The organism is Planotetraspora thailandica (assembly GCF_016863335.1).
GTDB classification, from domain to species: domain Bacteria; phylum Actinomycetota; class Actinomycetes; order Streptosporangiales; family Streptosporangiaceae; genus Planotetraspora; species Planotetraspora thailandica.
In genome coordinates this window covers 1-25,868 of record NZ_BOOR01000077.1, presented here as the reverse complement: position 1 = coordinate 25,868, position 25,868 = coordinate 1, and the positions used below count along the sequence as shown (strand labels likewise).

Genomic DNA, 25,868 nt, shown 5'->3' with positions numbered 1-25,868 from the left:
CTGCGTACTCGGTTGGCGCCAATCCAGCACAAACCAGTTCATTATTCTCACAAGGTGGGTAATGCCGCATGACCGCAGACGTGGACGTGTTCCTGTCTGGGCTGCTCTTCTACGACCTGGTCTTCACCGGGCTTGAAGACGCGCCCAAGCTGGGCACTGAGACGTGGACCACGGGCATGGCGTCGGGGCCCGGCGGCATCGCCAACTTCGCCGTCACACTCGGACGGCTCGGGTTGCGTACATCGTTGGCGGCCGCGTTCGGAGACGACTCCTACGGCCGTTACTGCTGGGACACCCTCCAGTCCGAGGGTGTCGACCTGTCCCCGTCGCGGCGCCTGTCCGGCTGGAGCACGCCAGTGACCGTCTCCCTGGCCTACCAGGGAGACCGGGCGCTGGTGACCCACGGTGAGGACCCGCCCGCGAGCGCGGACGGATCACTCGCCGATCCTCCCGAGGCCCGCGCGTCGATCATCCACCTCGGCTCAGCCCCGGCCCGCGGTAGCGGCCTGATCTTCGCCGACCTCGGCTGGGACCCGTCGCAGGAGTGGTCTCCGGAGATGCTGGACCAGCTCGCCGGATGCCACGCCTTCATGCCCAACGCGCACGAGGCGATGAGCTACACCCGGACCGACACCCCCGAGGCCGCGCTGGCGAAGCTGGCGGAACTGGTGCCGCTGGCGGTCGTCACCTGCGGAGTCGAGGGTGTGCTCGCCGTGGACGCCACCACGGGGGAGTCCGCCCGGGTGCCCGGCCTGGTCGTCGACGCGGTCGACCCCACCGGTGCGGGCGATGTGTTCGGGGCGAGCCTCGTCGCCGCCACGCTCGCCGGGTGGCCGCTCGCCGACCGGCTCCGGTTCGCCAACCTGTCGGCCGCGTTGTCGGTGCAGGGCATCGGCGGGTCGATGGCGGCGCCCGGCTGGAGCGGGATCGCCCGCTGGTGGCGCGACGTCAGCGACCCGGACCTGCGCCGTGACCACGCATTCCTTTCTGATGTCATCCCTGAGTGAAAGGCCCTGATATGGAACTCTCCCGTAGACGGCTTCTTCAGGTCGCCCTCTTTTCCGCCGGCTCGGCCGCGCTGGCCGCGTGCGGCTCCGGTTCGGGGTCGGACGCCAAGGAGTTGACTCTCTGGTACTGGCCCGCGGGCCTCAGCGACAAGGTCGTCGCCGACGCGGTGAAGCACTTCACGCAGACGAAGCTGAAGCCCTCGGTGATCGGCGGCGACTTCAAGCAGAAACTGGTGACCACGCTGACCGGCCGCCGGTTCGTGCCCGACATCACCGGCGTCAAGGGCGAGGACATCGCGTCCCTGCTGGTCCAGGCCGACCGGTTCATCGACCTCAACACGCTGGGCGCCGACAAGCTCGCGTCCCAGTTCGTTGAATGGAAGTGGAAGCAGGGCTCGACCAAGGACGGCAAGCTCATCGGCTTCCCGATCGACATCGGCCCCACCGCGATGTACTACCGCCCGGCCGACTTCGAGAAGGCGGGGCTGCCCTCGAAGCCAGAGGACGTGGCCGCAGCCATGTCCACCTGGGACGACTACTACGCGGCCGGCGTGAAGATGAAGCAGGCGAACACCGGCGCGAGCATGGTCATGGACATCCCCACGATCTTCCAGATGGTCATCGGCCAGGGAACCAAGCGCTTCATCGACGAGAACGGCAAGTTCATCGGCGACCAGGACCACATCCGCAACGCCTGGGACCTGGCGATCAAGCCCATCCAGCTCGGCATCGCCGCCCCGCAGGCCGGCGAGCAGGACCAGTTCACTGCCGCCAGCAGGGGCAAGTCGCCGTCCTTGTTCGGCGCAGCGTGGCGCGGGCAGGACCTCAAGAACGCCCTCCCCGACGACACAGGCAAGTGGCGGGTGGCGGCCATGCCCGGCGGCCCCTCCAACTACGGCGGCTCGTTCCTGGCCCTGCCCAAGGAGTGCCGCAACCCCCAGCTGGCCTTCCAGATCATCACGTGGCTCCTCAGCCCGGAGAACCAGGCCCGCGGATTCACCGACGCGGCCCTCTTCCCCTCCAGCCCGGCCGCCTACACGCTGCCCGCGCTGACCGCTCCGGACCCGTACTTCGGCGGGCAGAAGACCGTCGAGGTCTTCGGAGACGCCGCGCAGAAGATCCCGGTCAGCTATGAGGCGCCGTCCGACGCCGCCGTCTCCGCGCCGTTCTTCGATGAGGTGCTCAGCGTCTGGGCGAAGGGCAAGAACCCCGACACCGCCTGGACCGACGCGGTCAGCAAGGCCAAGGAGATCGCCGAGCGTCAGGGTGTGAACTGACGTGACCAACACCCGCACGACGCCTCCCCGCGAGGCTCCCCCCGGGCCACGCCCCGCGGCGGGGCGCCGGCGGGGGGCGCTGAGAACCTACTGGCCGCACTACCTGGCCATCTCGCCGTTCTACGTGCTGTTCCTGGTGTTCGGCCTGGTGCCCGTGCTCTTCTCGCTGTACCTCGCGTTCCAGCACTGGGACGGCATCGGCGACATGCAGTTCGTGGGACTACGCAACTTCGAGTTCCTCGTGAAGGACTCCACGTTCTGGCTGTCGCTGTACAACACCTTCGTGATCTGGATCATGTCCACGATCCCGATGTTGTTCCTGGCGCTGGTGCTCGCGGTCCTGCTCAACTCCAGCGTCCGCTTCACCTCGTTCTACCGGATCGCGTACTTCATCCCGAACGTCACCTCGCTGGTGGCCATCGCCATCGTCTTCGGCGCGGTCTTCAGCACCAACCAGGGCCTGATCAACGCGATCCTGGGCTGGCTGCACATCGGCGCGGTGCCGTGGCTGAGCAACGAGTGGACGATCAAACTCGTCATCGCCTGGCTCATCACCTGGCAGTGGACGGGCTACAACGCCATCCTCTACCTGGCCGGCCTGCAGGCGATCCCGACGGAGATGTACGAGGCCGCCAAGATCGACGGAGCGGGGCCGGTCCAGACGTTCTTCCGGATCACGATCCCGCAGCTCCGCCCGATCATCCTGTTCACCGTCGTCGTCTCGACGATCAACGGAATGCAGACCTTCACCGAGCCGCAGGTCCTGTTCGGCGGCAACGCCTCCATCAACCCCAACTCCGGCGGGCCGGGGCAGGCGGGTCTCACCGCGATCCTGTACTTCTACCGCGAGGCCTTCAGCAACAACGACTACGGGTACGGCGCCGCCATCGCCTGGGCCGTCTTCCTGGTGATCCTGCTGTTCACCGCCATCAACTGGCGCATCGTCCAGCGCCGCGACAAGGGGGCGGCGTAGTGACCGCGACTCGCCTGAAGAGGCTGGCCCTGCATCTGGCGCTGCTGGCGGGCGTCCTCATCTCCCTGTTCCCGTTCTACTGGACCGCCGTCATGGCGACCAACACCACGCGGGACATGTACCGGACGCCGCCGAAGCTCGTCTTCGGGCCCGAACTGTTCTCCAACATCGCCCGGGTCTTCGAGAACATCGACTTCATGGGGTCGCTGCTCAACACGGTCATCGTGGCGTGCTGCACGACCGTGCTGGTCCTGTTCTTCGACTCGCTCGCGGCCTTCACCTTCGCGAAGTACAAGTTCCCCGGGCACCGGGCGTTGTTCGGCATCCTGCTGCTCACGTTCATGCTCCCGGCGCAGCTGTCGCTGATCCCGCAGTTCGTCATCATGGTGAACATCGGATGGGTGGGCACCGTCAAGGCGCTCATCGTCCCCGCCTCGGCCAACGCCTTCGGCATCTTCTGGATGCGCCAGTACATCAAGGGCGCGGTGCCAGACGAGCTCATCGCCGCCGCGCGTCTCGACGGCGCCGGGTTCTTCCGGCAGTACTGGAACGTCGCGCTGCCGGCCATCCGCCCCGGCCTGGCGTTCCTGGGGATCTTCACCTTCATCGGGGCCTGGAACGACTACGCCTGGCCGCTGATCGTGATGACCGACCCGTCGAACGTGACCCTCCAGGTGGCGCTCTCGCAGCTCAACACGTCGCACAACACGGACTTCAGCATGGTCATGGCCGGTGCGCTCCTCGCCATCGCACCGCTGGTCGTGGTGTTCGCCGTGTTCGCCCGCGGCTTCGTCGCCGATGCCATGAAGGGGGCCCTGCGTGGCTGACATGCCCGTATGGGCGGCCCCCGAGATCACCGGATGGCGCCGCCTGCCCGCGCATGCCGTACCGCGCGGTGGGATCACGCTCGACGGCCGGTGGCGGTTCCAGCTGTTGCCGAGCCCGGACGCGTCCTTGTCCGACCGGTGGGCGCAGATCGACGTCCCCGGCTGCTGGACGATGCAGGACTTCGAGGACGTCCACGGCGTGAGGGATCTGCCGCAGTACCTCAACTTCGACATGCCCTGGCCGGACCTCCCTCCGCACCCGCCGGCGGTCAACCCGACGGGCGTCTACGAGCGGGAGGTCGACGTGCCCGCGGAGTGGGCGGGACGCCGCGTCGTCCTGCACGTCGGAGCCGCGGAGAGCGTCGTGCTCGCGCGGGTGAACGGCATCGACGTCGGCATGGGGAAGGACTCCCACCTCGCCGGGGAGTTCGACGTCACCCATGCCGTACGGCCCGGCGAGCCCAACACCATCGGGCTCACGGTGGTCAAGTGGTCCGACGCCACCTTCGTCGAGGACCAGGACCAGTGGTGGCACGGCGGCGTGACCCGCCCCGTGCGCATCTACTCCACCGACCCGCTGTATCTCGACGACGTCCACATCAGCTCCGGTCTCGCCGACGGCGGGGCGGGCGACCTGACCGTGGAGGTCCGGGTCAGATCGGCGGGCGGCCTGCTGCCCGAAGGCTGGCGCGTGTCCGCCTGGCTGGACGGCCCTGAGCCTGAGGTCGAGCTGCCGGTCGACGAGGAGTTCGCCGCCCTGGCCGCCGAGCGGGAACAGGTGTCCGGCTGGCTGGGCCGGGTCAGGCTGCGCGCCACCGTGCCCGCCGTACGCCCGTGGAGCGCGGAGACGCCGGAGTTGTACGGGCTGACCGTGCGGGTGTTCCGTCCCGACGGGACGGTGGCCGACGAGTCGCGGCACCGGGTCGGGTTCAGGACGGTCGAGATCGTGGGCAGGGACCTGCTGGTCAACGGTGTTCGCGTCTACATCAGAGGGGTCAACAGGCACGACTTCCACCCGCGGACCGGCAGGGTGGTCTCGGCCGAGGACATGCGCGCCGACCTCGTGACGATGAAGCAGTTCGGCTTCAACGCCGTGCGCACCTCGCACTACCCCAACGACCCGGCGCTGCTCGACCTCGCCGACGAGCTGGGGCTGTACGTCGTCGACGAGGCGAACGTCGAGAGCCACGCGTACGCGACGGAGCTCGCCGACGACCCGGCCTACCTGCCTGCGTTCCTGGACCGGGTGTCGCGGATGGTGCGCAGGGACAAGAACCACCCGTCCGTCGTCATCTGGTCGCTCGGCAACGAGAGCGACTACGGCGTCAACCACGACGCCGCCGCAGGCTGGCTGCGCGGCTACGACCCGACCCGGCCGCTCCAGTACGAAGGCGCGATCAGGTACGACTACGAATCGGGCAGAGCCGCCAGCGACATCGCGTGCCCGATGTACGCCTCGATCGACGACATCGTGGGCTACGCCCGTTCCGGCAGGCAGACCAGGCCGCTCATCCTCTGCGAGTACTCGCACGCGATGGGCAACAGCAACGGCTCGCTCTCCGACTACTGGGCGGCCATCGAGTCCACCCCCGGCCTGCAGGGCGGCTTCATCTGGGAGTTCTGGGACCACGGCCTGATGCAGCGGGTGACCGACGGCCGTCCCGCCCCTGACGGCGGATACGCGGCGGGTGTCGCCGAGCCCGGCTACCGATGGGCCTACGGCGGGGACTTCGGCGACGACCCCAACGACGGGAACTTCTGCATCGACGGCGTGGTCTTCCCCGACCGCACGCCCAAGCCGGTGATGTACGAGCACCGCGAGCTCGCCGGCCCCGTGCGGATCGAGCCCGACGGCTCCTCCCGGGTGCTGGTGCACAACAGGCAGCACTTCAAAGATCTGTCCTGGCTGGCGGCCGAATGGGAGCTCAGCGCCTCCGGCGATGCGGTGGCGGGTCGTACAGCCGCCGACCGGCTCCGTACCGTCCCCGCCGAGTTGCCGCCGATCCCGCCGGGCGGCTCGGCGACGGTCGACGTGCCGCCCGAGTTGCTGGCCGCGCCGGCAGGTCCCGGCGAGGTGTGGCTGACCCTGAGGGTGACCACCAGGGACGACCTGCCCTGGGCGCCCGCCGGAACCACGATGTGCCTGCCGCAGATCAAGGTGCGCGACGAGGACCGTGACCTGATCACCCGCGCGGGGGAGCAGATCGCCGGTGCCGGCGTGGGGTCGTGGCCGGTCGAGGTCGACGGGGAGGGACTGCTCGTCCACCCCCTGCTGGCGAGCCCGCCCACGCTCAGCCTGTGGCGGGCGCCGACCGACAACGACCGCATCGGCGGGCACGCCGCCCGCTGGGAGGAACTGGGCCTGCACGCGCTGACCCGCGAACCCCTCGATGTCGTACGGCACGGCGAGCGGGTCGTCGTCCGCGCCCGCTACACGGCGGCGGGGGGCGTCTCGATCGCGCACGAGCAGGTCCTTACGCCGACGGTCGGCGGAGTGCTGATCGAGGAGACCGCCGTGCTGCCCGACGCGCTGGCCGACGTGCCCCGCATCGGCTCGGTGTGGGAGACGGCGGCGGGCTTCGACGCGTTCGAATGGTTCGGGCAGGGCCCCTGGGAGACCTATCCCGACCGTTGCGCGGGCGGCCCGGTCGGCGCGTACCGTGCGGACGTGGACAGGCTCTTCACTCCCCACGCCAGGCCGCAGGAGAGCGGCGGAAGGCACGCGGTGCGCCGGTTCGCGCTGACCGGCGGCGCGGCCCGGCTCGCCGTACATCTCGACGAGCCGCGCCAGGTGAGCGTCACCCGCCACCGGGACGCCGATCTCGCGGCGGCACTGCACCACGACGAACTCGTCCCGCTGACGCGGTGCGTCGTGCACGTAGACGCCGCCCACCGGGGCCTGGGCACGGCTTCCTGCGGGCCCGACACGCTGGCGCCCTACCTCGTCGGTCCCGGCACCTACACCTGGTCCTGGGTCCTGTCCTTCACGTGAAGCGGAGGAGTCTCTTGTCAGTCATGACCACGCGGGTGGCGAGCGCCCCCGTCAACTTCGGGATCTACCGGCACGACACCGACCTGATCGGCCCGGGCGAACTGCTCGCAGGCATGGCCGAGGCCGGATACGACGGGGTCGACTCCGGCCCGATCGGCTACCTGGGCGCGGGCGACCTCGCGAAGGCGGGGCTCGGGCTCGCGGGTGGCTGGGTCGACCTGAGGTACGGCGACGCCGCGGGGTTCGACGCCGACCTCGCCGGCCTGCGGGCGGCGCTCGAGGTATTCGCGAGCGTGCCCGTGGACGATCCCCGTTTCGCCCCCCGGCCGACGCTGGCCTGCCCGAGCAACACCGCCAGGTTCGCCCGTCCCGGCGGCGCGGTCCCCGGGATCGCCGCCGAGGCGTGGCCGGAGTTCGCCGCCCGCGTGCAGGCCGCCGCCGACGTGTGCCGCGAGGCCGGTCTCGAACCGGCCTTCCACTACCACCTCGGCACCGACGTCGAGACGCCGGCGGACGTCGAGAGGCTCCTCGAGCTCACGGATGTCGGGATCTGCCTCGACACCGGCCACCTCTGGCTCGCGGGCGGCGACCCGGTCGCCGCGCTCAAGGCCTGGTCGAGCCGCGTCACCCAGGTCCACGTCAAGGACGCCGACTCTGCGGTGCTCGCCCGGGGCGGCGACCTGACCGCGGCGGTGGCGGACGGCTGCTTCCCCGCACTGGGACGGGGCGAGGTGGATCTGTCCGGGTTCGCGGACGCCCTTCGGGAGGTCGGTTACCAGGGCTGGATCGTGATCGAGCAGGACGCGCCCGCCACCGGGCAGGATCTCGGCGCGATCCTCGTCGACCAGCGGGCCAACCGGGAGTTCCTCAGGGGCGTGGGGCTGTGAGGCTCAAGGTGGCGGTGGCCGGGCTCGGCGTCATCGCGCAGACGGTGCACCTGCCGCTGCTGGAACGGCGGGGCGACCTGTTCGAGGTGACGGCTCTCTGCGACCTGTCGGCCTCGCTGACCGCGCGGATGGCCGACCGGTACGGCGTGGCCCGGCGATACACCGACGTGACCGAGATGCTGGACGCGGGCGGCTTCGACGCCGTACTGGTGCTGACCTCGGGCTCGCACGGGCGCGTGGTCGTGGACGCGCTCCGCCGGGGCTACGCCGTACTGTGCGAGAAACCCCTGGCCTACACCCGCGCCGAGTCGGCAGAGATCGCGGCCCTGGAGGATCCAGGACGGCCCAGGCTGATGGTCGGATACATGAAGCAGTACGACCCCGCCGTACGGCGGGTGACCGGACGGCCCGCCGACGTGCGTGCCGTCCAGGTGACCGTCCTGCACCCCAGCGACGGGTCGCAGCTCGCCTTCGCCCGCCTTTCCGAGCCGCCCGCCGACGTGCCGGCCGAGGTGATCGACAGGCTCCGGGCACAGGACGACGAGCTGGTCAGGGCCGCCATCGGGGACGCCACCACCGAGGCGCGCGGCCTTTACATGACGATCCTCAACAGCATCTGCCACGACCTGTCCCTGCTGCGCCTGCTCGCGGGCGGACCGGCCGACGTCGACCATGTGACGACCTGGGCGGGCGTGGGCGGGAGCTCGGTCGAGATGACGGGGCGGTTGCGGGCCGGCGGGCGTTACGCCGTCCACTGGCACTATCTGGAGGACTATCCCGCGTATCGGGAGACCGTGGCCGTGCACCACGCCACCGGCACGTTCGAGATGGTCTTCCCGACGCCGTACCTGCTGGGCGCGTCCACCCGGCTCACCGACGTGAGCGCCGAGGGGAGCCTGGCTTTCGGCGACGTGACTCCGTCGTTCGAGCGCGAACTCGAGGCCTTTTACGCGATGGCGACCTCCGGCGTGCCTCCCCTCACGGGAGTGCCGGGGGCGCTGGAGGACATCGTGACCGCTCAGCAGGCGGTTAGCAGGTTGCTCGCGCAGAATGGCCTGCAGGCCGGGGGAGAGGCCGCATAGCCGGTTCGTTACACGCGAGCGCGGCAAGACTAGGCGCTTGGCTGTATGAGTGTCCATGTTCAGCCAAGCCGACTATGCGCGACCGCTTCTACTTCTCGGGATAGCGGTTGCTGCGCGGAGAACCTCGGCCAGCTGTTAGGCGTTTGCCGGAGAAGGACGAGACGTCACTGGAGTTGGGCACTGAACCGCGCCCGGATTAGAAGCAAGGCGCAGACGGAGAAACCGGCGGGGCAAGAGGAGGAGGTAGGGAACCCCCGGAGACAAGAGGCCACGGAAGAAAGAGCCGAGTTGGCCAGACGGAGATCACGGCGCGAGTAGTAGACCGCTTCCCCAGATGAGTTCAGCCGGGCGGCTTCCTAAGGTTCTTCCGAAGGCTTTATGGTTCCTCACGTCCTCGATCGATGACAGACGCAGGGCCTAGTGGGTGTGTCCACGGGAACCTGACGCTGTTGCCCACAGAGAGAAGGATCCCCCCATGCAGCAGGTACCGGGCGCTGGACAAAACCCTGGCAGTACGGATCGTTGGGCAAAGTTCCGTGGGCTCAGGTGGTGGCAGTTGGTGCTGTCGGTGCTTCCGATTGCGTTGTTGGGGCTCGGCGGAGCGCTCGGCGGAGCCATCGGTGCGGCGGGCGTCCTCGCAAACCTCTCCATAGCCCGAAAGCAGTTCGGAACGCCGCTCAAGGTTCTTGCCATGGTCGGCGTGGTTATCGCTTCCTACCTCGTGTTCTTCACGCTTGTCGGCTTCTTAATAGGCTGAAACACGTCAATCCGTTGGACCGCGCGCCCGCCCGCCGGCGGGCTGCGACTCTTCGGCCGGTCCCGCCGTTGGCGGCGCGCACCACGCCGACAAGCGGCGTGGGCATCAGATGGCGGCATTGCGGCTGGTGCCAGATGGGATCCCTCCCAATTGGTGAACGATCATGGCCATGAGCAGGCATGTCCCAATACACGTCGATGCCGTCCGGCGCTGCCCGGCGAAGGTGTCCGGCCAGGTCGGGGGCCTGATAGTCGAGGACCTCTTGGGCGCCGTTGGCCCGGCACCACGAGGCTTGGTCGGATCGCGCGACGGCGATCACCCTGGCCCCGGCACTCGCGGCGATCTGCAGGACCGCGCCCCCGACCCCGCCGGCCGCTCCGCCGACGACGATGATCTCACCGATGCGCAACCGCGCTTCGCGGGAGAGTCCGAGGTGGGCGGTTGCGCCGGTGTGGAGCACCGCGGCAGCGGCCACCGGGTCGACACCGTCCGGCAGGTGGTAGAGGCGTTCGGCCGCGACAGCCGTATAGGTCGCCGAAGGTCCCTGGCGGCCGCCGTGGCCGAGACTGTTGCACCAGACCGGGTCGCCTTCCGTGAAGCCGGACACGCCGGCTCCCACGGCGGCCACCGTGCCGACCGCGTCGCGGCCGATGACGAACGGGAACGTGAGTGGTGTCGGGTACGCGCCCGATCGCACGTAGGTGTCGACGTGGTTGACCGCGATCGCCTGCGTGCGGACCAGGAGAACGCCCGCTGGACAGCGTCCCGCTGGCCGAAGGACCATCGTCAGGCGGGGGTCTCGTTCACGGTCCACCGGGTCCTGGGAAGCATTCCTGACGAGGAAGAGCGGTTCGCCGCGATCAAGCAGCCTCCCGAGGGCAGGGACCGGTGGACGGTCGACGACGCCAACCGGCGGGTCGGGCGCCAGGTCGAGCACCCCATCTCTCCCCAGGAGAAGATCACCGCGATCCACACCCTGGCCCGCGACGAGGACGTCGCCGCAGTGGTGACCAGTGATCTGCTGCGGCGGCCGGCGGTCGCCGCCCAGGTCAAGGCGGAGGACAAGGTCCGGGTGGTCGAGGAGTTCACCCGGGACGACAAGGTGGCCGTCGCGGCGGTCACTGGTCTGCTGCGGCGTCCCGATGTCGCGTTCAAGGCGATGAGCGACGACACCGCACGCCACCAGGTCAACCATGCCCAGGTGGAGCGGGGCCAGCAGGCCCGCGAGCACTTTGAGGACAGCAGCCCCGTCGCCCCGGCGGTCCGTCGCATCGACCGGACAGTGGAGTTCCTGGACCTGGTCACCGCCTGCCACTCGTTCGTCGCCGCGGCAGGCCGGGCCGTTCCCGGCCTGCGCGACCGCACCCTCGGCGAGGACGAGCGCACGATCGTGCACGAGAACGTCGCGAAGGTACGGGCGACGCTCGACTGGATCGAGATCGCGGTCGACATGGGCAAGGTCGACATGGACAGCGAGCTGGCCCGCATGCTGCGGGGCGAGTAGCCGTGCCCCGCGCCTCGCGGCGCCGGGGCCAGGCCGCCCAGCGGCATGCCGACACCCTCCGGTTCGTACTGTTCGAAGCCAGACCCGCGGGACTGCTGTTCCCTCAGCTGGTACGCGCCAGCGACCTATCCCCCAGCCAGGTGCGGGCGGGTCTGGCCTGCCTGCGCGACATCATTGCCAAGAACGGCTGGCCACCGCTGATATGGACCAGGGCCGACGGCTACCAGCTCGGCGCCGAACCGGCCGCTCTTCAGGCATACGAGCGGGCCGTGCTCACCGAGAAACTCACCGAGTTCCGCCGTTTCCTCACCGGCACTGTCGCCCCGAACGCCGCCGCCCACCCAGGCGACAAGTGGGTCAAGCACATCACCGCCCAGCTCAACTCCATCGAATCCACCCTCGACCTCGTCGTCTCTTCCTGACCACCACGACAGGGCCGCCCGGCATCTGGTCGGGCAGCCTGCCTAACTGCCCGGAGGGAGCGAAACCGCCATGCGCCACCGCCGCTATCCTTCCGACACCACCAATGCCGAATGGGCCCTGATCGAACCGCTACTGCCGACCCCGGCCTGCGAGACCCGCCGCGGTGGCCGGCCGGAGAAACACCCCCGGCGCGAGATCGTCGATGCCATCCGCTACGTCGTGGACACCGGCTGCAAATGGCGGGCCCTGCCTGCGGATTTTCCGCCTTGGCGCATCTGGGGGTTCATGGCCCGCTGGGCGGCGTCCGGGATCGTCGGCCAGATCCGTGACCATCTCTCGGGGCGGATCCGCCGCGACATGGGCAAGGGGCCCATAGCGGTGGCCACCGTGATCGACTCCCAGAGCGTGAAGGGCGCAGAGACCGTCTCCAGGGCCACCCGCGGCTACGACGCGGGCAAGAAAATCAACGGCCGCAAGCGCCACCTGGTCGTCGACACCCGCGGCCTGCCCCTCATGGTCATGGTCACACCCGCTGACTTGCACGACGCCGCAGCCGCGAAGGAAGTCCTCTTCCGCCTGCGTCTCATGCACCCGGAGATCACGATCGTGTGGGCCGACTCCGCCTACGCCGGCAAGCTCGTCGACTGGGCCAAGCAGCACCTCAAGCTGACGATCAAGCCGGTCAGCCGACCCAAGGACGCCTCCGGCTTCGTCGTGCTGCCACGCCGCTGGGTCGTCGAACGCACCTGGGGATGGATCATGCGCGCCCGCCGTCACGCACGCGACTACGAACGCCTCATCCAACACTCCGAAACCCTCATCACCTGGGCCACCATCACCCTCATGACCAGACGCCTCACCCGACATCGAGCCAACCAGGCCACTTCACAGAGACAGAGCAGCCCCACACCACCTCGGCCCGAGCAGGCCGCCACCGCGTGACCACACGCGGCCCCATGACCCGCCGCTCCGGGCCACGCCCGCCGCCGGCGGCGGCAGGGCAGCCCCACAGGGCTGCCCTGCCCGAAGTGCACGAACCCCCATGAGTGCCATGCGGATGGCCTTGCCGAGGAGCCTGGCCCGGATCATGCATGATCGTGGGCACGCCCGCTCCGGCGCCATCTGGCCGCCCGAGCCACGTCAGCTACGGTATGAGCCGTGCTCCAGGTCATGCAGAATGCCTTTGCCCATGGGGTGCCAGTCCAAATGATCACGGGCCCTTTCCGGAACCACCCAGAGGTTTGTTGTGAGCCGCTCCGCCATGGGCCCGAGCGCCGCAGCGGCTTGCTCCTGGGTGAGAGCGACAGCAGGAACTCCTGCATTGCGTGCGATCGCCTCGGTGATCTCCCGCACGGTGACGGCATCCGACTCCACTGCATGCACCAGCAGCCCGGCTGCATCCCCCGAGTCCACGACCCGCGCGAACAGCTCGGCAACGTCGTCTACATGAACCGTTGACCAACGGGCCTCCCCGTTGCCGACATACGCCGAGACCCCCTGCGCCCTTGCCGTTGACAAGAGAGTCGTGAGCAGTACCGAGCCGTTGCGGCCGTAGACAAGTCCCAGCCGTATTACTGTGCCGCCAGCCTCCAGCACGCGCCGCTCACCAGCGACTTTGAAAGGCTGCAGGGTCGCCTGCGAAGCGCTGGCCTCCTCCGACACGGGATTCGAGCCGGTGTCTGCAAGAACCAGAGTACTACTGGTGTAGATCAACCGTCCGGGTCCCGCAAGCAACGCCTCCAGGGCAGCGCCTTCCCGAGCCTCGAATGCAGGATCGAAGTAGTCGACAGCGGCATGAATTACCACATCTGCCTGCTGCACTGCGGTCCGAAGAACATCCAGATCATCCAGACTGCCCTGCCGAGGCTCCACTCCGAGCTCAACGAGCTGCTGGCTGGCCTCGTGAGAGCGGGCCAACCCCGTTACCGAGTGCCCTCCACGGACCAGATGTGAGGCGATAGCACCGCCAACATACCCAGTACCACCAGTAACAAAGACGCGCACAGGGACACCCCAAATATCGCTTCAGCTCATGCGGCGGGACAAGGTTCCCTCCGGCTCTGCACACCACCTTACCACTGAACGGATTGTTTATCCTTTCGGATTGTCGATCCGATCGCGGTAGGGTGCAGGGGTGGCGACGAATGAGCCCCCGCGCCGGGCAGACTCCTTGCGCATCAGGGTCAAGCTGTTGGCCGAGGCCCGACACCTGCTAGAAAGCGCCGGCCTGCCGGTGCAGTACAACGATCTCGCCCGCAGGGCGGGCGTCGGTGTGGGTACCGTCTACCGGCACTTCCCGACCAGCCGGTCCCTGCTAGAGGCGATGGCCGCCGAACCGTTCCGGGAGCTCCTGGACCTCGCCCGCGCCTCCATCGACGAGCCCGACCCGTGGGAGGCTGTGGAACGGGTCCTGCGCGCACAGGTCCGATTGGAGATCGAGCATGCCGGGGTACGGGAAGTTCTCGCTACGACCGCGGATGAGCATCCCGACACCGCAGCAATGAAGGCCGAGCTGGACCAAATCACCGACGGCCTGCTCAGCCGGGCCCGGAGGGCCGGAAGAGTGCGGGACGACGTCGAGGCCGCCGACCTGCGCCTCCTGGTGTGCGGGGTTGGATACGCGGCCCGCATCGCCTATGGCACCCCCGCCGACCTCTACCTGCGCGTCCTCATCGACGGCCTGCGGCGCGCCCCGGGCGAGTGACGCCAGGCAAGAACGGCCTGCCCGTCCACGACTCCGCGTGTCCCGCGACAGTGTGAGCCTCGCCGAGGGCCTGCACCGTGTGGACGGTTGCGCCCTTCCTCTGGTCCGGGTGAACAGCGGCTGCACGGCAACCAGAGCACTCACGTCGCGAGCAGTGCACGGTACTCATACGACCCCGGGGATCAATCGAACCGTGGTTGGCGCTGAGATTGATCATGGCCGCTTAGCACAGCTCTGGGATGCGGCGTCAGGTTTCTCTGGAAGCCCGGTGGGCCCGGATGGCGAATCGCTACCGTCCGCCGGGTGCCGGTGGAATTTCTGACTGATGAGGTTTCCACCCGTCGTCCTCACGCGGTGAGGTCGAGGAAATCCCGGACTATCGGCACGTCTCGATGCGCGGCGAGTTTGTCCCTCAGATCGTCTAAGGTCGCCGTCGACCGCGCCGAGTCGACGCCGCCGAGGCAACGGACGGCGTGTTCGGCAACGGCGACCGCCTGGTCCAGGTCACGCAACGCCAGTGGCGCGAGCTGCGGCGATCGAGCGCCGAATACGCCGCGGCGGTGGACGAGCTCGTGGCTCAAGGCGTCGGCCGGGGCCCGACCGGTCGGGAGATTCAGCAGGGATAGGGCAGGGCCATCCTCAGTGCTCCCCTCGCTCGTGCGTGCGTCGGCGGCTGGTCTCCCGCCATTGGCGGAGCGTGTCAGGCGACGCCCATGAGCTGAGGTCGGTGGTGTCCGCGGGGTGACCAACATCGAGAGGTCACAAGGTGCTCGTACGGCGGTACTCGCGCGGTGACGCGCCGGTGATCCGCTTGAACGCGTCGCTCAGCGCGCTCTCCGAGCCGTAGCCGACCTGGCGGGCGATCGCCGCCACCGTATCGTCGCCGCGGCGCAAGTGGGCGGCGGCCAGTTCGATCCGCCAGCCGGTCAGGTATTCCAGCGGGCTCTGCCCAACGACCTGCTTGAACCGGGCGGCAAGTGTCGAGCGGGAAACCTCCGCGACCGTGCCCAGCTGGGACACCGTCCAGGCGTGGGCCGGCCGGGCGTGGATGGCCCGCAATGCCGAGGCCACGATCGGGTCGGTGAGCCCGGCCAGCCAGCCGGACGTCTCGCCCGGCCGGGCTACGACCAGGTGCAGGCGCAGGAGGTGGATCAGCATGACGAGGGCGAGATGCTCGGCGACCAGGGTCGAGGCGAGCGGCCGTTCGCGCATTTCGGCGTCGATCTGCTCGAGTGCCCAGCGCACGGTCGCCGCCTCGGCGGTGTGGCCGGGCACGCGGATCACCGGCGGCAGCACGTCGAGCAGCAGCTCTGGGCCCGCTCGCCGAAGTCGAACCTGCCGCCGATGAAGATCACGTCGTCGCCGGTCCCCGCTCGTGCCGTACCGTCCGTGGCCGCCTCGAAAACCGGGCCGGCCGGCAGCGGTCGTACCCCCGGCCCGCTGGCCAGGGTGAAGGCGCGCGGCTGGGTGAGCAGGAAGCAGTCGCCCTCGGCCAGGTCGATCGGCTCCGGCACGCCGTCGACGGTGAGCACGCAGTGGCCGCGGCGCACCGCGTTGAACTTGACCCCCAGCGGCGGGTCGAACGACAGCGCCCATTGCCCGCCGGCCACCAGCCCGACAGACAGGCGGCTGGTCGTGCCGAGGAGGGTCAGGACATCCTCGAGGGGGTCGGTCTACTGGACGCTCACGCAGCAATACTGGACTTAGAAGCATTCCAAGTCCAATGCGCCGTTCCTACGGTTGTCGTTATGACACTGCAGGGGCCGGAGGCCGGGCCGGAAAGAGAATGACGACGCCGCGGCAGCCGCACTGCGTGCTTCCTGTCTCCCGAGAACTTCACGATGCAAGGAGCTTCACATGGCACAGGACGGACAGCGGAAGTCCGTGGTCGAGTCGGCGGACCTTTTCGCGCCCATGGCCCTCCGGGTCGCGGCCACGCTGGGTCTCGCCGACCTCGTGGCGGAGGAAGGTGCGACGGCTGCCGAACTCGCACTTCGGGCCGGGGTGGACGCCTTGTCGCTGAGTCGGCTCCTCGACCACTTGGTCACCCTCGGCGCCTTCGATCACGACAAGGAATCCGGCCGCTACGCGGTGACCGAGTGGGGACGCCAACTGCGGGCTGACGACCCGCACCCCATGCGTTTCGCCCTCGACCTGAACAACACGGTCGGGCGCGCCCAGCTCGCCGCAGTCGAACTGCTCCACACGGTCACCGCCGACCAAGCCGGATACACTCGGATGTACGGGCGCGACTTCTACACGGATCTCGCGGAGAACCCGGCTCTGCGCGCGTCGTTCGACGCATCGATGGAACAGCGGATCCGCGGCGAGGTGGCTGAGCTGGTCCATGGGTTTGACTGGTCGCGTTTTCGTCGTCTCGTCGACCTCGGAGGAGGGGACGGCCACCTCCTGGTGTCCGTCCTGGAGGCCCATCCTCACCTGCGGGGGACTGTCCTCGAACGAGCCGAGACCGTGGAAGCGGCCGCCGCGCGCCTGACCGCATCCGGATTGGGCGAACGGGCCGAAGCCGTGCGGGGCGATTTCTTCGCATCGGTTCCCGAGGGAGCCGACCTCTTTCTCCTGTCCGACATCCTGCACAACTGGCCGGACGATAAAGTCGTCACCCTCCTGCAGAACTGCGCCAAGTCGATGCCTCTCGACGGGGCCTTGGTCGTCGTCGAGACCATGCTCGACGGTGAGCCGGGTCAGCCGCTCAACACGACCATGGACCTCAGTATGTGGACGTTCCTGGGGGGACGCGAGCGTACACAGGGAAACATCACCGAACTGGCCGAGCGAGCCGGGCTGGTCCTGGCAGGGAAGAAATACCTCGGAACCTGGAGGAATCTGCTCGAATTCCGCCACGCGTGACCTTTCTTCCTTCAACTGCCCTGACAGCAGAAAGGTGCCTCCTACCTGCGATGATCTGGATTGTCGAGATCAAAACCGTCGCAGAGAAGAGGCACCCAGCGGGTGAATGCTACCGAATGGGGGTGCCGGTCCGGCGCGATCAAGCTGACGAAGATCGAGGCTGCAGACGAGCTACGGAACCTGCGCAAGATCAAGAACGAGGTGGGCCGCCGCTGGGGATCAGTCCCGCTGATCGACATGCTGAAGGAGGCGGTGCTGCGCACCGGCAGCCTGAACGCCGTCACCTCCGTGGTGGGCGGATCCAACCTCAAGCCCGAGGTTCTGGCCGAGCGACTCATGCTCACCATCTACGGGTACGGCACCAACACCGGGATCCGGGCCGTGGCCTCCGGTGGCCACGCCCACAGCGAGGACGACATCCGCTACGTGCGGCGCCGCTTCTGGGTGATCAAGTACGCGACCGCGATCAAACAGGGCACCGCCTCCACCGAGGCGATCCTGCGCCGCTTCACCGAATCCGCCTCCCACCCGACCTACCAGGCCATGCTGGAGGCCGGCCATGCGCAGAAGACCATCTTTCCGTACAAGATCACATCAGGGCCCGGGCAGGGTTCGACCCCGACGGGTCGTGATGGTGACCTGGGCAGTGCCGCTCGTTTGGGGCTCATGACACGTTTCTTACCGGCACCCCGACTACCCGGCCGCGTCCTGCGCGGCCAGCACGTCACCGCCGAACAGGCCACTGCGATGGCCGCCGCCCTGACCCGGCTGCACCAAGCGATCCCCACGCCGGTGGTCGAGGCGGTCGAACCCGCCGCGTGGGGACCCGCCGCAGCCGTAGCCAAGGCCCGCACCTGGGCCGACAAGCAGCCCAACCTCGGCGACACGCCCGCCGCGCACCAGGCATACCGAGCGGGAGCGGTGTGGCTGGCCACGACCGCTCCCGACAAGCTCACCGCTGATCCACTGCCGCCGGTTCTCGGCCTGTCCGACGGCAATCATGCCAACTACCTGTGGGACGACCACGATCACCAGGTGCGCATCATCGACTGGGAAGACTCCGGCCGCAGCGACCGCGCCTTCGAGCTCGCCGAAGTCTGCGAGCACATCTCAGGCGTCGACGGCACCCTCGACGCAGAGCAACTGCTGGCCGCCATGGAGCTGACCAGGCAGGAGCGCGAACGCGTACGGGACTTCCGCCGACTGCTCGCGCTGGGCTGGTTCCTCATGCTCGGCCCGGACGGGCCGTTCGCCGCCCGCAATCCCGCAGGAACCCTGGAACGGCAGGCCCGGCGGGTCCTTCACCTGCTCGCCTGACACCTACCCCGGCGGCGCACCCTGCCTCCAAATCGAGCTTTTCCGGTGATGGCCGGCCAAGGCCAAGGCCCACGAGGAGTCCCAGAGCCCAGCCCGGTATCCAGCCCACGGCGCGCTGATCGTCACAGCTCCGGGTCGTCGTCGGCGGTAGGGTCGCGCAGGTCCCGCAACCGGCCCGCCAGTTCCGGCCGGTTGAACGGGTACGTCCCATGGAAGTTCTTCTCCGCTGCCGACGGTGGGCATGGGCAGTGTCCCGACACGGATCCGGGTCGCCGGGCCGAGGTCGTCGACGTATGCAGCGGTGACCGTCGCGGGCACGCTAGTCATGTGTCAAGCCGTAGGTGTCGGCCCAGGCACGCTTCAGGTCGGCTTCGCTCCAGCGCCCGAAGGTGTAGGCGGGCGAGTGCACCGGCAGCGCCTGTTCCACCTGGATCAGCACCGCCTCGTGACACGGATAGGCGGGGCCGTGCGTGTTCATCACCCATTGTCGGGACCATGCGTACACGGGGTCACCCTCGCCACGGAGCTCGGCGGTTCCCTTGAAGCGGTACCCACGCCGGAGGAGAAAGTCGATCACATTCACCTCCAGACGAGGATCCCGCCGCAGGTTCGCCACCGTCGTGGGGGAGGCCATGTTCATGAACACCAGATGATCGTCGTCGTGGACGAGCAACGACCCTTTCGGAGACAGGTTTGGAGAGCCGTCCTCGCAGACCGTCGCCACGAACGCGAGCTTCGCGCTGTCGACAATGCTCCGCATGTCCTGCGTAATGATTCCCATCGTGTCCCCCTGTTTCGCCGTGGGTGCGCCCGACGTGCCGAGCCGACGTCGCCGCAGGCCCCCGTCGACGAACTCTCTTCATCGGGGCCGATCCCCATCACCGCGGCCTACCCCACCCCGAACCGTCCTAATTCCGAGAGCAGGCATTCGGCGCGGTCGGACTGGTCTCCTACGGTCGACGACGCCGCCAAGGGTCGGGGCCGGTCAGGCGGCGGTCGCCTTTCGTGGTCTGCACGAAGACCTGCCAGTTGTAATAGGCGTAGTAGTTTCGCGGGTCGCGCTTGATCTGGCGGGCGTACAGCAACACCGCGTTCACGTACGGCTGGGTGGGATTGTAGGCATGCAGGGCACGCTGGTAGTCGCGGGGCGCGCCCGAGGCGCGCAGGTAGTTGGCAGCACCGAACACCGCGTCGCGCGGGTCGCGGACATCTCCGCCCAGGCCGTACGCCTTCCACGTGGCGGGCATGAACTGCATCGGGCCCTGCGCCCCGGCGTAGCTGTCGGACCGCACCCGGCCGAACACGGACTCCACCAGCATCACCGCGGCGAGCACCTCCCACTCGACGCCGAACCGGCGCTCGGCCTGCTGGAAGTAGCCGAGGAGCACCTTCGCCGGCTCGGCGGGCTGGACGCGGAACTTCACCGACCCGCTGATCGGGCGAGTGAGCGAGAACAGGTCCGCGATGGCCGTCACGTTCTCCTCGGCCTCCTTGGCGAGCGCGGCGGGCAGCCCGTCGTACACCCGGCGGGCGAGGTCGGGGTGGCGGGCGAGGTAGCGGTAGATCCGCTGCTGGTGCAGCGCGAGCAGGACCGCGGGCTTTGGAGGCTGGGCACCCGTGTCGCCGTCCCTCGTCCAGGCGTCGACGGCGTTCCGCAGGGCGCGCGTGGTGGTCTTGATGGCGTCGGCGATGCGGGCGGCGTCCTTGGGAATGGGGACGTCGGCGGCGAGGAGTCTGGCGGTGGGGGACCGGTCGGTGGGGGCGGGTGTGGACATGGCGGCCCGCCCGGGGGCGGGGGGCAGTGCTCCGTCGGTTGCCCCCGGACCTGCACAACCACCGAGGGTCACGGCCGTGACCATGGCCGCGGCCCGGGCGATCATCGCCCTCGCCCTGCGCGTTGCGGGCGCAGGGCCGTTGTGCGTGGTCGGCAGCAGGAAAACGGGTCGCGGCGCCGTACCTCGGGGCGCGGACCCGGGATAGAGGTCGGGTGTGCGTCTGATCTCCATCCGGGGCAACCTACCTGCCTGGCCTCGCCCGGTCAGGGAAGGCGTGGGCATTCTTGACAGATGGACGTGACACTGTTTGAGATCAGCGGCGCAGAGGCGCCAACCTGAACGGTGAGCGCCGACTGCGGGAGAGAGTAGGGGGACGCGAAGGGCAAACCCGCTCGTCCGCTGCTCGCGCCATGAAGTGTCCGGCGGGGTGCATGCCATGAGTGAGCCACACCAAACCCGGTGGGCAGCCGCATGTGAGAGCTACCCCGCCGGTCACCTCGACCAAGCCTGGCCAGGCTGCGGTCGTGCCGCCAGTTAACAAGTAGGCGCGGTGCGGGGATCGCGGCCCGCATCCAGAGCCAGCCCCCACCAGTTCGGCCCCATGATCAAGGGGTTGATCATGGGGCCGATTCTCACGTGGTCTTCTCAAACGCTCGACGTCGGCGGATCCGCCACCACGGTCGAAGTGGCGTGGGTGGTGTTTCCGCTACAGGGAGCCCTTACGCCAGGGCCCGGTGATGGCGAAGGTGATACCGGGGCTCTGCAGGTTGGCAAACAGCCAGTCACCGTTCTTCGGTTCGAAGGTCGACCCGCACCACTCCGATCCGGTGTAGTCGCCAGGAGCGACAGACTTACCAGGAACACCACCGGCCGGGATCACGGCCTTGTTGGCCGCGAACGGGAAGATCTCCCCGTCGGTGGTCAGGCCGTGCAGGTACTCACCCTCACTCCCGTCCTCACAGAGGACGATGCCGCCCCGGGGGCTCACGCAGATGTTGTCCGGATTGTTGAGTACGGAGGCGTCCGGGGAGGCGAACAACACCCGCATCCGCTCCGTCTGAGGGTCGTACTCGAAGACCTGGCCCTGTCCCGTGGGTCCGCCGCTCGTCGACGTCGAAGAGTGCCGTTTTGGAGCGCAGGATGTCGAGCATGCGCTGGTCGACAGTGTTCACCGTGAGAAGCCTGTGGACCTGCACCTTGCGCACCTGGCCCATGCGATGAGCGCGCGCCACAGCCTGGGTCTCCATGCTTGGCTTGACCTGCGGCTCGCACATGATCACCACGGAGGCGGCCTGCAACGAGTCGCCGAATTCGGGGGCGTCGCGGGCGCTGCCGCCGTTAAGCCGCTGGCCTGGTTTCGCAGGCCGGGGGCGCGGCGGTGCTACCGGTGACGCCACTGTCCGTGCTGACCGGGGGCGTCATCGGTCGAGCGGGTCCAGGCGGATGCGCCCGGCGAGGGTTGCCGGCCAGACGCTGAGGGGTTCGTTGGCGTCCTGCTATGGCCGGCACGATGAGACCTGGCCGCGGGACCAGAGTGCCCGGCGCCGGTGTAGCGCCGGGCACTCTCCGGGGTTCAGCGACGGGTCACACGCCCGCCGTGGCGTGCGGCGACGGCTCTCGGGCGGGGATGTCTGCGGGCCGGGTCAGCGGGCCGCCGCGCAGCAGCGCGCCGCAGATGACGGCGCCGGCTGCGAAGATGCCGGCGCACCATCAGAACACCGTGGTGTAGCTGTGGCCCGCCGCGAGCTGGACCAGCTGAGGTGTCGGCCGTCCGTGCAGGTGGCCAGCCAGGTCGTGGGTGGTGGCGCGATGGCGTTAAGGAGCGCGGTGCCGATGTATTGGGTCCCCCAACGAGGAATGCCGGTGGTTCAGAATCCGACGGTTTCGCGGAGCAGCAGGACGGTGCCGCGCCCGGGGTGGGGTTCTGCGTTGAGGATGAGAAGGCGGTTGAGGGCACTGGGCTCGCCGTAGACCTTCATGGCGCGGTCGTTTTCCAGCGGGAGGCAGTGGTCTTCGATGCGGCGCAGCGCGGTGGGCAGGTCGGACACCACCTTCTGCGCCCCGACGATCCAGATCGCGTGGGCGGCGGCGCCGGCGTAGCCGGGCAGCTGGCTTCCGCTGGCCGAGGCCACCACAAGGGAGCCGGTTTCGGTGACCGCAGCAACACTGCCCACGATGACGTCGGGGGTAGACATCAGCAGCCAGATCTCGCGCAGTTGGGTGGCGCGGTCCATGGCCAGGCCGCGTGGCTTGACGGCGTCGTAGCGCCCGCTGGTGTTGATGTCCTCCTCGATGCCGGACAGGCGGAGGGTCTCGCTAGCCCCAGTGAACACGCTGGCGCCCTCCGGTATCAGCTCTTTGATGCGGGTACGCGCGGCGGCGGCGTCGTCGAGGATTTCCACAGTGAAACCGTGTTCCGTCAGCGCAGCGGCCGCCCGCTCCAGGCGCTGCGCGGGTGCCGGGTCGGCGAACGGTGATGCCGGCATTGAGGTAGTCATGATGTCTCTGAGCTTCCTGTTCGCTGGATGATGTGTTCGTCTCGGCAGTACGACGACACAGCCCCCCGGAATGTCAGGCGACGCGCCAACCTCACGGTTCGGCGCGCTATCTCGTCGAACAGGTGAGGGCAGATGCGACCAAGGGAGCCGTCGACACCATGACCACCCAATCCGAACCAGGACACGGCCGGCCCGATCCCGGCCTGAGTGCGATCATGAGCGAGCGGCGCCAGCTGATCAATCTCGCCTACCGGCTCCTGGGCTCCCTGGCCGAGGCCGAGGATGTCGTACAGGAGACCTACGCCCGCTGGTACGCCACGTCCCGGCAGCAGCAGGACGCCATTGAGTCCCCCGGCGCCTGGCTGACGAGGGTCGCCAGCCGCATCTGCCTGGACGTGCTCGGCTCGGCGCGCGCGAGGCGGGAGCGGTATGTGGGCGAGTGGATCCCCGAGCCGCTGCCCGAGTGTACGGAGTGGATCAGCGGGCGGCCGGGCGGTGCGACCGTCGACCCGGCTGACCGGGTCACCCTGGATGAGTCGGTCAGCATGGCCTTCCTGGTCGTGCTCGAATCGATGACCCCGGCCGAACGCGTCGCGTTCATCCTGCATGATGTCTTCTGCCACTCCTTTGCCGAAGTGGCCGAGATCGTCGGCCGGACTCCGGCGGCATGCCGCCAGCTGGCCTCCTCGGCCCGACGCCGCCTTCGCGAATCGCAGGGCCCCGCGAGTCCGACAGCCCAGCAGGCCGGCATCGTCAGGGACTTCAAGCAGGCATGGGAGGCCAAGGACATCGACGCCCTGATCGGCCTGCTCGACCCCGACGCCACGGCGATCGCCGACGGCGGCGGCCTCGCCACCACCTTCCTGCGCCCCATCGAAGGCGGCGAGCAGATCGCGCGCGCCTGGGTCGAGATCGCCGACCGGAGGCCCGGCAATATGACGTTCCTGGAGCGTACGGTCAACGGTCAGCCCGGTCTGGTGGCTCAGCAAGACGGCGTCACCGTGACGGTGTTCGCGTTCGAGGTCGCGGGCGACCGGATCAAGCACATCTGGGTAGTACGCAACCCCGAGAAACTCTGTCGCTGGACGACGAGCTGAGGTGCGTCTTCATACCAGGAGCGGCGCTCGGGTCGGCGCGACGTGCCCCAACCTGCTGCACGGCGACCTGCGGCGACGTGTCTGCATACGGCCTACAGCTCATGTCGTCCGGGAAGGCGCTCGCCGCATGCTCGCCGAGGCGCTCAAAGCCGAGGTCGACGCCTACATCGCGCAGTTCGCCAGCGAGCGCGACGAGGATGGGCGTCGTCTGGTCGTACGCAACGGCTACCACCAGCCCCGGCAGGTGCTCACCGCCGCCGGCGCGATTGAGGTCTGCGGCCCCCCGTGTCAACGACAAGCGCACCGACCCGGTCACCGGCGAGCGCAAGCGGTTCTCCTCGGCCATCGTGCCGCCCTGGGCGCGCAGGACACCGAAGATCACCGAGGTGCTGCCGCTGCTCTGCCTGCACGGCCTGTCCTCTGGGACTTCGTGCCGGCGTTGGGACCATCCGCGCGGACCCCGATCATCACCAGCAGACACAGCCGGTGCTCCTCCAGGCGGACGTTGACATGCACGCCGTCGCCCCACAGGTAGACGTAGTACACGTTCGACGGGTCCCGATCAGCGAAGGCGCGCTGCTCGGCCTTCCACTGCTCGGTCAACTCCGTGATCACCGGGGCCGACAGCCCCGCCGACGAACGTAAGGAGCTCATCGCGCTGGCCGACGGTACCGGGAGTCGGCCGAGTCGTGGTCACGCGCGGCCGGGCTGGCCATGGCCTTCAAGCTGATCGAACCCGCCCAGGCCCGCTGGCGTGCGGTCAACGCACCCCACCTGGTCGCCCTGGTCCGCGCCGGTGCATTTTCACCAACGGCAAACTCGTCGAATGCCCGACGACCACCACCCACAGAAGTCGCGTAGCATCCGATGAGTTTTCGACGCGGAAGGGGTCTACAGGTCATGACTACGCAGATGCTCGAGACTCCCGAGGCCGACCTCGTCTACGACATCCACGGCTCGCTGCCGACCGCCGATGGACACCCACCACTGGTCATGATCGGCCAGCCCATGGACGCCAGCGGCTTCGGCACGTTGGCGTCGCACTTCTCTGACCGCACTGTGGTCACCTACGACCCGCGCGGCCTCGGCCGCAGCACCCGCAAGGACGGCCGGTTCGACCATGTGCCCGGGATCCAGGCAGCCGACGTGCACGCCGTCATCGAGGCGCTCGGTACGGGCCCGGTCGAGCTGTTCGCGAGCAGCGGCGGCGCGGTGACCGCGCTCGCCCTCGTGGCGGCGTACCCCGATGACGTGACCATCCTGGTGGCGCACGAGCCGCCGCTTATTCCGGTGCTCCCCGACGCCCAGGCTGCCGAGCGCGCCCGTGCCGGCGTCCGGGATGCATACGAGGGCAAGGGCTGGGGCGCGGGTATGGCGGCCTTCATCATGATGACGTCGTGGCGGGGCGAATTCACCGAAGACTACTTCGCCCAGCCCGCGCCGGATCCTGCCGCGTTCGGGATGCCGACCGTGGATGACGGCTCCCGTGACGACCCGCTTCTCTCCGACCGGTCTTGGGCGGTCAGCAGCTACCGGCCCGACGTCGACGCGCTTACCGCGGCGCGGACGCGGGTTTTGATCGCAGTGGGCGAAGAGTCCCTGGACACCTTCACCGGACGCGCCTCCGTGGCGACGGCCAAGCTGCTCGGTCAGCAGCTGACGGTTTTCCCGAGCCATCATGGCGGCTTCGTCGGTGGCGAGTTCGGCTACGCCGGGCAGCCTGAAGCCTTCGCGCGTAAGCTGCGCGAGGTTCTCGTCGATGCCAACTGACGGTCGTCCTTCTCCTCGCCCCGCGGTGTTCGTCTGACTCTCCAGCGCTCGGACATGGCCACCGACGGCCACGACCAACCGGAAGCAGCCCAAAAGATCTTCATCCA

The 25,868-nt window shown here is 68.7% G+C and carries 23 protein-coding genes and 5 pseudogenes; 18 read left to right on the top strand and 10 right to left on the bottom strand.

Features of this window, described 5'->3' with window-relative positions; genetic code table 11:
* Positions 1 to 68 precede the first annotated feature (68 nt).
* From Pth03_RS37020 to Pth03_RS36985, 8 genes are all read left to right on the top strand, one after another.
* Positions 69 to 1,007: a carbohydrate kinase family protein gene (locus Pth03_RS37020; RefSeq protein WP_203949158.1), complete on the top strand. Its 939-nt coding sequence runs from the start codon at positions 69 to 71 to the stop codon at positions 1,005 to 1,007.
* Between the two features lie 11 nt (positions 1,008 to 1,018).
* The gene (locus tag Pth03_RS37015; RefSeq protein WP_203949157.1) at positions 1,019 to 2,284 is read left to right on the top strand and encodes an ABC transporter substrate-binding protein; all 1,266 of its coding nucleotides are present in this window, start codon (positions 1,019 to 1,021) and stop codon (positions 2,282 to 2,284) included.
* 1 nt (position 2,285) lies between these two features.
* Entirely contained in the window at positions 2,286 to 3,257 is a 972-nt protein-coding gene (locus Pth03_RS37010; RefSeq protein ID WP_203949156.1) for a carbohydrate ABC transporter permease, read from the top strand.
* A complete protein-coding gene (locus tag Pth03_RS37005; protein ID WP_203949155.1) occupies positions 3,257 to 4,084 on the top strand; it encodes a carbohydrate ABC transporter permease in 828 nt (275 codons plus the stop codon). Before Pth03_RS37010 ends, Pth03_RS37005 begins: the two co-directional genes overlap by 1 nt.
* A gap of 1 nt (position 4,085) precedes the next feature.
* Positions 4,086 to 7,076 (top strand): glycoside hydrolase family 2 TIM barrel-domain containing protein, encoded by a 2,991-nt coding sequence (locus Pth03_RS37000; protein WP_239119664.1) that lies wholly within the window; start codon positions 4,086 to 4,088, stop codon positions 7,074 to 7,076.
* 23 nt (positions 7,077 to 7,099) lie between these two features.
* Positions 7,100 to 7,963, top strand: a complete 864-nt coding sequence (locus Pth03_RS36995) for a sugar phosphate isomerase/epimerase family protein (protein WP_203949153.1) — start codon at positions 7,100 to 7,102, stop codon at positions 7,961 to 7,963.
* Positions 7,960 to 9,045, top strand: a complete 1,086-nt coding sequence (locus Pth03_RS36990; RefSeq protein WP_203949152.1) for a Gfo/Idh/MocA family protein — start codon at positions 7,960 to 7,962, stop codon at positions 9,043 to 9,045. Before Pth03_RS36995 ends, Pth03_RS36990 begins: the two co-directional genes overlap by 4 nt.
* Positions 9,046 to 9,520: 475 nt before the next feature.
* A complete protein-coding gene (locus Pth03_RS36985; RefSeq protein WP_203949151.1) occupies positions 9,521 to 9,802 on the top strand; it encodes a hypothetical protein in 282 nt (93 codons plus the stop codon).
* Here the strand turns inward: Pth03_RS36985 and Pth03_RS36980 are convergent.
* Positions 9,774 to 10,499 carry a zinc-binding dehydrogenase gene (locus tag Pth03_RS36980; protein WP_239119659.1) on the bottom strand — a complete coding sequence of 242 codons (726 nt, stop codon included), beginning with the start codon at positions 10,497 to 10,499 and terminating at the stop codon, positions 9,774 to 9,776. The genes Pth03_RS36985 and Pth03_RS36980 overlap by 29 nt on opposite strands.
* Before the next feature lie 12 nt (positions 10,500 to 10,511).
* Here Pth03_RS36980 and Pth03_RS36975 point away from each other — a divergent pair, with 12 nt between their 5' ends.
* The 3 genes and pseudogenes from Pth03_RS36975 to Pth03_RS36965 all read left to right on the top strand — a co-directional run.
* Positions 10,512 to 11,306: a DUF6192 family protein gene (locus tag Pth03_RS36975; protein ID WP_203949149.1), complete on the top strand. Its 795-nt coding sequence runs from the start codon at positions 10,512 to 10,514 to the stop codon at positions 11,304 to 11,306.
* A gap of 2 nt (positions 11,307 to 11,308) precedes the next feature.
* Positions 11,309 to 11,728 carry a hypothetical protein gene (locus Pth03_RS36970; protein WP_203949148.1) on the top strand — a complete coding sequence of 140 codons (420 nt, stop codon included), beginning with the start codon at positions 11,309 to 11,311 and terminating at the stop codon, positions 11,726 to 11,728.
* Between the two features lie 70 nt (positions 11,729 to 11,798).
* Positions 11,799 to 12,668 (top strand): annotated as a pseudogene (locus Pth03_RS36965) (IS5 family transposase); the annotation flags it as partial.
* Between the two features lie 201 nt (positions 12,669 to 12,869).
* Here the strand turns inward: Pth03_RS36965 and Pth03_RS36960 are convergent.
* Positions 12,870 to 13,733 (bottom strand): NAD-dependent epimerase/dehydratase family protein, encoded by an 864-nt coding sequence (locus tag Pth03_RS36960; protein ID WP_203949147.1) that lies wholly within the window; start codon positions 13,731 to 13,733, stop codon positions 12,870 to 12,872.
* A gap of 130 nt (positions 13,734 to 13,863) precedes the next feature.
* On the opposite strand from Pth03_RS36960, the gene Pth03_RS36955 reads away from it, so the two are divergent.
* The gene (locus Pth03_RS36955; RefSeq protein WP_203949146.1) at positions 13,864 to 14,433 is read left to right on the top strand and encodes a TetR/AcrR family transcriptional regulator; all 570 of its coding nucleotides are present in this window, start codon (positions 13,864 to 13,866) and stop codon (positions 14,431 to 14,433) included.
* A gap of 347 nt (positions 14,434 to 14,780) precedes the next feature.
* Here the strand turns inward: Pth03_RS36955 and Pth03_RS36950 are convergent, their stop codons facing one another.
* From Pth03_RS36950 to Pth03_RS42690, 3 genes and pseudogenes are all read right to left on the bottom strand, one after another.
* Complete coding sequence (locus Pth03_RS36950) at positions 14,781 to 15,014, bottom strand: hypothetical protein (RefSeq protein WP_203949145.1); 234 nt, start codon at positions 15,012 to 15,014, stop codon at positions 14,781 to 14,783.
* 178 nt (positions 15,015 to 15,192) lie between these two features.
* Positions 15,193 to 15,915, bottom strand: coding sequence for a helix-turn-helix transcriptional regulator (locus Pth03_RS42695; protein ID WP_373318667.1), 723 nt, complete (start codon positions 15,913 to 15,915; stop codon positions 15,193 to 15,195).
* Between the two features lie 14 nt (positions 15,916 to 15,929).
* A pseudogene (locus Pth03_RS42690) lies at positions 15,930 to 16,091 on the bottom strand (hypothetical protein); the annotation flags it as partial.
* Positions 16,092 to 16,290: 199 nt separating this feature from the next.
* On the opposite strand from Pth03_RS42690, the gene Pth03_RS36935 reads away from it, so the two are divergent.
* From Pth03_RS36935 to Pth03_RS42680, 3 genes and pseudogenes are all read left to right on the top strand, one after another.
* Positions 16,291 to 17,304: a methyltransferase gene (locus Pth03_RS36935; RefSeq protein WP_203949143.1), complete on the top strand. Its 1,014-nt coding sequence runs from the start codon at positions 16,291 to 16,293 to the stop codon at positions 17,302 to 17,304.
* Positions 17,305 to 17,433: 129 nt separating this feature from the next.
* A pseudogene (locus Pth03_RS42685) lies at positions 17,434 to 17,883 on the top strand (Tn3 family transposase); the annotation flags it as partial.
* On the top strand, positions 17,878 to 18,621 hold the full coding sequence (locus tag Pth03_RS42680) for a phosphotransferase (RefSeq protein ID WP_373318666.1): 744 nt from the start codon (positions 17,878 to 17,880) through the stop codon (positions 18,619 to 18,621). The pseudogene Pth03_RS42685 and the gene Pth03_RS42680, both read left to right, overlap by 6 nt.
* Before the next feature lie 319 nt (positions 18,622 to 18,940).
* Here Pth03_RS42680 and Pth03_RS36925 read toward each other — a convergent pair whose 3' ends face one another.
* From Pth03_RS36925 to Pth03_RS36910, 4 genes are all read right to left on the bottom strand, one after another.
* Positions 18,941 to 19,402, bottom strand: a complete 462-nt coding sequence (locus Pth03_RS36925) for a pyridoxamine 5'-phosphate oxidase family protein (RefSeq protein WP_203949141.1) — start codon at positions 19,400 to 19,402, stop codon at positions 18,941 to 18,943.
* 169 nt (positions 19,403 to 19,571) lie between these two features.
* A complete protein-coding gene (locus Pth03_RS36920; protein ID WP_239119658.1) occupies positions 19,572 to 20,627 on the bottom strand; it encodes a lytic transglycosylase domain-containing protein in 1,056 nt (351 codons plus the stop codon).
* A 475-nt stretch (positions 20,628 to 21,102) separates the two neighbouring features.
* Positions 21,103 to 21,561: an alkaline phosphatase PhoX gene (locus tag Pth03_RS36915; RefSeq protein WP_373318665.1), complete on the bottom strand. Its 459-nt coding sequence runs from the start codon at positions 21,559 to 21,561 to the stop codon at positions 21,103 to 21,105.
* Between the two features lie 703 nt (positions 21,562 to 22,264).
* Positions 22,265 to 22,882, bottom strand: a complete 618-nt coding sequence (locus tag Pth03_RS36910; protein ID WP_239119657.1) for an LUD domain-containing protein — start codon at positions 22,880 to 22,882, stop codon at positions 22,265 to 22,267.
* A 170-nt stretch (positions 22,883 to 23,052) separates the two neighbouring features.
* On the opposite strand from Pth03_RS36910, the gene sigJ reads away from it, so the two are divergent.
* Together sigJ and Pth03_RS36900 are read left to right on the top strand one after the other, a co-directional pair.
* The gene (gene sigJ / locus Pth03_RS36905; RefSeq protein WP_203949137.1) at positions 23,053 to 23,991 is read left to right on the top strand and encodes an RNA polymerase sigma factor SigJ; all 939 of its coding nucleotides are present in this window, start codon (positions 23,053 to 23,055) and stop codon (positions 23,989 to 23,991) included.
* Positions 23,992 to 24,094: 103 nt separating this feature from the next.
* A pseudogene (locus Pth03_RS36900) lies at positions 24,095 to 24,416 on the top strand (transposase); the annotation flags it as partial.
* 19 nt (positions 24,417 to 24,435) lie between these two features.
* Here Pth03_RS36900 and Pth03_RS36895 read toward each other — a convergent pair.
* Positions 24,436 to 24,636: pseudogene (locus Pth03_RS36895) on the bottom strand (IS256 family transposase); the annotation flags it as partial.
* A gap of 255 nt (positions 24,637 to 24,891) precedes the next feature.
* On the opposite strand from Pth03_RS36895, the gene Pth03_RS36885 reads away from it, so the two are divergent.
* Positions 24,892 to 25,761 carry an alpha/beta fold hydrolase gene (locus Pth03_RS36885; RefSeq protein WP_203949136.1) on the top strand — a complete coding sequence of 290 codons (870 nt, stop codon included), beginning with the start codon at positions 24,892 to 24,894 and terminating at the stop codon, positions 25,759 to 25,761.
* The last annotated feature ends 107 nt before the right edge of the window (positions 25,762 to 25,868 follow it).

Bases quoted from the DNA above. Each gene is read 5' to 3' on its own strand.
- Pth03_RS37015 (WP_203949157.1), top strand. From the start codon at position 1,019: ATGGAACTCTCCCGTAGACGGCTTCTTCAGGTCGCCCTCTTTTCCGCC.
- Pth03_RS36885 (WP_203949136.1), top strand. From the start codon at position 24,892: ATGACTACGCAGATGCTCGAGACTCCCGAGGCCGACCTCGTCTACGAC.
- Pth03_RS37020 (WP_203949158.1), top strand. From the start codon at position 69: ATGACCGCAGACGTGGACGTGTTCCTGTCTGGGCTGCTCTTCTACGAC.
- Pth03_RS36985 (WP_203949151.1), top strand. From the start codon at position 9,521: ATGCAGCAGGTACCGGGCGCTGGACAAAACCCTGGCAGTACGGATCGT.
- Pth03_RS36920 (WP_239119658.1), bottom strand. From the start codon at position 20,627: ATGGAGATCAGACGCACACCCGACCTCTATCCCGGGTCCGCGCCCCGA.
- Pth03_RS37000 (WP_239119664.1), top strand. From the start codon at position 4,086: ATGCCCGTATGGGCGGCCCCCGAGATCACCGGATGGCGCCGCCTGCCC.
- Pth03_RS36910 (WP_239119657.1), bottom strand. From the start codon at position 22,882: ATGCCGGCATCACCGTTCGCCGACCCGGCACCCGCGCAGCGCCTGGAG.
- Pth03_RS36925 (WP_203949141.1), bottom strand. From the start codon at position 19,402: ATGGGAATCATTACGCAGGACATGCGGAGCATTGTCGACAGCGCGAAG.
- sigJ (WP_203949137.1), top strand. From the start codon at position 23,053: ATGACCACCCAATCCGAACCAGGACACGGCCGGCCCGATCCCGGCCTG.
- Pth03_RS36995 (WP_203949153.1), top strand. From the start codon at position 7,100: ATGACCACGCGGGTGGCGAGCGCCCCCGTCAACTTCGGGATCTACCGG.
- Pth03_RS36935 (WP_203949143.1), top strand. From the start codon at position 16,291: ATGGCACAGGACGGACAGCGGAAGTCCGTGGTCGAGTCGGCGGACCTT.